This window comes from Sporomusa sp. (assembly GCF_057736855.1).
In genome coordinates, this window is record NZ_JBYKYF010000137.1 from 1 (window position 1) to 4926 (window position 4926).

The 4926-nt window shown below is 48.8% G+C and carries 5 protein-coding genes; 3 read left to right on the forward strand and 2 right to left on the reverse strand.

Annotated features, from left to right (window positions below):
* Positions 1-110: 110 nt before the first annotated feature.
* Positions 111-1160, reverse strand: a complete 1050-nt coding sequence (locus AC29Z1_RS10175; protein WP_488271353.1) for a uroporphyrinogen decarboxylase family protein — start codon at positions 1158-1160, stop codon at positions 111-113.
* The gene (locus tag AC29Z1_RS10180) at positions 1157-2239 is read right to left on the reverse strand and encodes a uroporphyrinogen decarboxylase family protein (RefSeq protein ID WP_488271354.1); all 1083 of its coding nucleotides are present in this window, start codon (positions 2237-2239) and stop codon (positions 1157-1159) included. The genes AC29Z1_RS10175 and AC29Z1_RS10180 overlap by 4 nt, the downstream gene beginning before the upstream one ends.
* A 470-nt stretch (positions 2240-2709) precedes the next feature.
* On the opposite strand from AC29Z1_RS10180, the gene AC29Z1_RS10185 reads away from it, so the two are divergent.
* The 3 genes from AC29Z1_RS10185 to AC29Z1_RS10195 all read left to right on the forward strand — a co-directional run.
* A complete protein-coding gene (locus AC29Z1_RS10185; protein WP_488271355.1) occupies positions 2710-2994 on the forward strand; it encodes a DUF2325 domain-containing protein in 285 nt (94 codons plus the stop codon).
* Between the two features lie 15 nt (positions 2995-3009).
* Positions 3010-4497, forward strand: coding sequence for a nitrogenase component 1 (locus tag AC29Z1_RS10190; protein ID WP_488271356.1), 1488 nt, complete (start codon positions 3010-3012; stop codon positions 4495-4497).
* A partial coding sequence (locus tag AC29Z1_RS10195) for a nitrogenase component 1 (protein WP_488271357.1) occupies positions 4494-4926 on the forward strand: 433 nt, incomplete at its 3' end. The genes AC29Z1_RS10190 and AC29Z1_RS10195, both read left to right, overlap by 4 nt.

Here is a 4926-nt window from a genome sequence, read left to right on the forward strand (position 1 = left end):
AACCAGGAGACCAGCCGCTCTGGCAGCCGCAAGCACCGTAGTCGTAGTCATGACTTCAAAGCAGACAGGAGCAGCTGCAGGATTGTGTTCTTGGTAAAAACGCAGGAGGGTCATGGCCGACACACCCTTTCCTCGGGGGAGTGCGCCTTAACCGTCCGGGTCATGGCCTGAATATTGGCTAGGGGACTGGAAGTGCTTAGACCGCAGGCTGGCGCGATAATATTAATGCCTTGGGTAATGAGATTTTGGGTTTGCCGGGATACCTTTTCCTCAGTACCTAGTTCTAACAGGTAGGTGCTGACGTTTCCCATGGTGGTAAGCTGGGGAAATTCAGCTTTTAGGTGTTTTAGATTGACCATAGCATCTGTACTGATGGCGTTGGCCCTGATGTCTGGAAGAAGGTGTTTTACACTATGCAATTTGCCGCAGACATGGAGGATAACAGGTACTCCTTGTTGCTGCACCGCGTCAACCAGTTTATTGATGTAAGGTACGGCATATTCGCTAAACAGCTTTGGTCCGAGGATTTCGCCGGTGGACGTGGGATCACCAATGGCAATGACTGTGGCACCGTGCTCAATTAGCTTGTGGGCAAAGCCTATTAAGAGTTCGGTTACATAGTGGAAAACGCGATGGGCGGCCGTCGGTTCGCGGCGTAGGTCTTTAAGAAAGGATAGTGGATCGACAATGGATGCCGCGGTGCTTACTGGTCCGGTCAAGCTGCCGATAACCGGAATATCCGGATATTGTCTGGCTAGGATTGCGGTTGCCTGGCAGACTATCGGTATTCGGCCAGAACGCAGCACAGTAGGGATAGATCTGAACTCCACTTGGGCAGCAGTAGCAAATGCTTCGCGGCTGATTTTGGGTTCACATGTTAACGTACCCAAATCAATCTTGCTTCCCAATACTTCAGCTTCTACTGTCATACAAAAAGGCAGACCGAAGTTTTCAAAACCAGTAAGCTGGTGTACGGCATAGGCCAGACTTGCCATTAATGCCGCATCCGAGTGGGCGGCAGGCAGAGTCTGACCGCTGCTGTTCATGACCTCAACAATGGCAGCATTCATCATGCCGCCAGGGCAGATGACCGGGGGACGGTCTGTTGGTTGGCGGTTTAATACGGCCAATAAGCGTTCTTTTTCCGTCAAGTTTGTCATTTTGACCACCTCTGTTCCAGAAAATCAAGTTTTTCCTCTGTAATGGGATAGCCAATTTCGCGGGTAGCAGCAAGCATGGCATCAATATTGGCGAAAGGCGTCTCAGTAGGAAGACTGCAGCCGGAAGCCACAATATAGCCTTTGGGATTGTCATAGGCATCACGGATGCATCTGAGTACCGCCAGGCGAACATCTGCCGGAGAACCCTGTAGCATGATTTCTGATGGCTGGACATTGCCCATCAGGCGCAGTTTGTGACCAACTTTTAGTTTGGCGTCAGATAGGCTGGCGGCATTGTCAATACTAATACAATCGGCACCGGCCTCGGCCATGTGCTCCCATAACTTCGCCGTTTTGCCACAGATATGCAGCGTTACCGGCTTACCGCGGGAATGAATATAATCAATTAATTGTTTTAGATAGGGAAAGGAAAATTCTTTGAACTTCTGGGGGCTGATGATTGTTGCCGATGACATGGGATCAGTCAGGCTGGGAGTACAACCGATATCGATGATGGCTTTGGCGTAGTTAAGGCAGGTTTCCAGTGACAAGCGGCATAAATGATGCACGGTATCGGGATTTTTGCCAACAAGCCGGACGAGGTTTTCGGTTCCGATCAGAAAGGAAGCAGTGGTAAACGGGCAGGTAAGTGCTCCGGTAACTGTCACCTCGTTGCCTACTTCCTCCATGGCAATTTTCATAGCTTCCAGATGATGGGGAAGGTTGCCGTCACGGTAAGGATCAGCCGGTGTTAAGCGGTCAATTTGCCTGATATCTGTGATGGCTGGCTGGTCGAGATAGGCGGTTTCATCTTCAGGATACCGAATGCGAGCCCCCATGGCTTCGGCCTGAACATACAGGTCAGTAAATATACGGATAATATCGTAGCCAAACCGGCGGTAAGCAGCAATCTGTGCCTGGGCTAGTAATTTTCCGTTTGCCGATAATTCGCTAACTTTGACTCCAATTACCCGAGCCGCCGTGTTGCCCACGATGGGAACACATGGTAGACGATCAATAGGTTTTCCCTGGTTGTAGGCGGTCAGCCTTTCTATTGGCGTCATTTGATCTTGGACCATACATAATACCTCCTTTTTGGGCTGACAGAATATAGGGTAGGAGAGGTAAAATAAAAAAAGGCCAAAAGAAACAGGAAAGTTTCTTTTGGCCTTCAGTATGTCTGATCAGCCTGCGCAATCATTGTGTTGTGGCAATTATATGATAAAAAGTAAAATAGTGTCAAGGATAAATTTTGCAAAAAAAAAATAAATAAAATTCTTTTTGGGGATTGACACCGATTTAGGCTGTATGCTAATATGAGCCTAACTATTTGAATGATATTCATGCTGACCGGACCACCGGAGGCAATCATTGGCTGTTAACCAGCCTTGATTGCCTCTTTTTGTTTTTTGACCGGTCAGTACTGTGACAGGTATATACATTTCAATCAAGTGACAATTGCTGACTGGGAAGCACCCGGAGGCAACCGATTTTCTGCTTCGGCAAGGAAACAGGTTGTCTCTTTACTTTTTTTGAAGGAGAGGATCGTATGCTGGCTTTAGTTATAGGTGCAGATTACTTGGGCGCCATTGAACAAAAAATGCGGGATATGGGGATAACGGAAATCGCTCATATTACTGGCCGAAACCCTGGGGAGGTAAAAAGAATGAATATACCCAAAACAACGGCCTTTGTCTTAGTTTTTACCGACTATATCAATCACAATCTGGCCAAAGTGGTTAAACATCATGCCAAAGCTCAGTCCGTACCGCTAGTTTATGCGAAACGGTCCTGGTCAGCCGTTGAAGACAAGTTGGTCGGGCTTGGTCTATAAAGAAGAGGTGAAACAATGAGTTATTTTGCACTTAGGGAACCGCCACGCCGCGAAGACCGACTCAATGCCTGCATTGCCCATGGAGCGCCCATCGGTGAAGTGGCTTGCCGGCGGATGCGTTGCTGTTTGCCTGCCAGTGAACGAACTTTTACCCAAAACTCTATTTGCCTGCTATTGCCGGCTTTGGGAACCATGAACAGTATCCCCAACAGTGTGGTTCTTATGCATGGCGGTCTAGGCTGCGGCTCTTCCAGCCATGGAGGCAATGCGGCCGTACGTGGTGGCAATATGCAGCGCTGGGGAGTGGTTAAAGACGGGACTTGGCTGTCCACCGGTTTGACGGAAGCCGATGTCATCAGCGGCGGCGAGCCTAAATTGGCTGAGGCTATTGTTGAGGCTGACAGACGATACCAGCCTGCGGTTATTTTTGTGGTAGCCAGTTGTGTTCCCGGGATTATCGGCGATGATGTCGATGGTGTAGTGGAACAAATACAGCCTGAGGTCAAGGCCAAACTATTGCCAGTACATTGTGAGGGTTTCAAAACTAAAATTTGGGCTACCGCTTATGATGCGGTATACCATGCCATTGGCCGGACATTACTGCCAGAGAAACCCCAAGCAGTTACGCCTAAAAAAACGGGCAGGACGGTTAACTTAATGAATATGTCCTCTATGGGACGGGTAGATGAACTTGAGCTAGAGCGGCTGTTAAAAGCGTTGGGACTTGAGGTTAATATTTTTCCGGTGTTTGCTGACCCGGTTAGTATGCAGCGCATGGCTGAAGCTGATTTATCCATTAGTACTTGTCCAACTCATGATGACTATATGTTAAACCATTTAAAAGAAAAGTATCAGGTGCCGTTTATTATCAAACATATGCCAATCGGCATTGCGAATACCGGTAAATGGCTGAAGGATGTGGCCGATGTTTTCGGTCTTGGGCGAGAGGCGGAACAACTGATCGCTCAAGAGGAAGCAGAACTGCTAGCGGCGCTTGAGCCGCTGAAACCAATGTTTGCAGGCAAAAAAGCCTTTAGCAGTGCCGGTGAGTTTCGCGCGCTTTCTACCGCGCTTCTCTTGGCTGAGTTGGGGTTTGAGGTTGTAGGCATCCGGGCTTTTCATCATGATGAATTTGCTGAAGTAGAATACGAGAAGCTGGTGCGGCTAACCGGGCGGGAGTATCCACTAAACATTGCTAATTGTCAGCCGTTTGAAGAGGCCAATCTGTTACGTAACATACAGCCTGATGTCTTTCTCGGTCATATGAATGGCAACAGTACTGCGGCCAAACTGGGTATTCCCACGCATGTTATTTATAATACCGGCTTGCATTATGTAGGTTACCGGGGTGCCTATGAACTGGCCAGACGGTTATACCGCCAATTGAAGAACCCCCGTTTCAATGCCAATCTTAGCCGGTATGTCAGTCTGCCTTATCAGGAGTCCTGGTATGGTCAAAATCCATTTACGTTTATTGTAACGGCAGGGGGTGACAGTCAATGAGCAGCTATCCTTTTATCGAACGACCTCGTTATACCTGCGCCTTGGGTGGCGCGATTGCTACTGTGAGCGCTTTGCCCAAAACGGTGCCAATATTGCATGCGCCTCCAGGCTGTGCCGGTAACTTTACCTGGACGCAGGCAGGCGGATCAGGCCTGCAGGTTGGCGGCTATTGCGGCGGACTCAGTATGCCTGGATCGAATATTCAGGAACGTGAGGTGGTTTTTGGGGGAGTACAGCGTCTGGAAGAAGAGATCAGGCATACTCTGGAGATCATGCAGGGAGATTTGTATGTTGTTTTGACCAGCTGTGTCACAGAGGTTATCGGCGATGATATTGGCTCGGTGATCAGGCCTTTGCAGGAGCAAAAAGTACCTATTTTCTTTGCTGAAACAGGCGGATTCCGTGGCAATTCCTACCATGGTTATGATT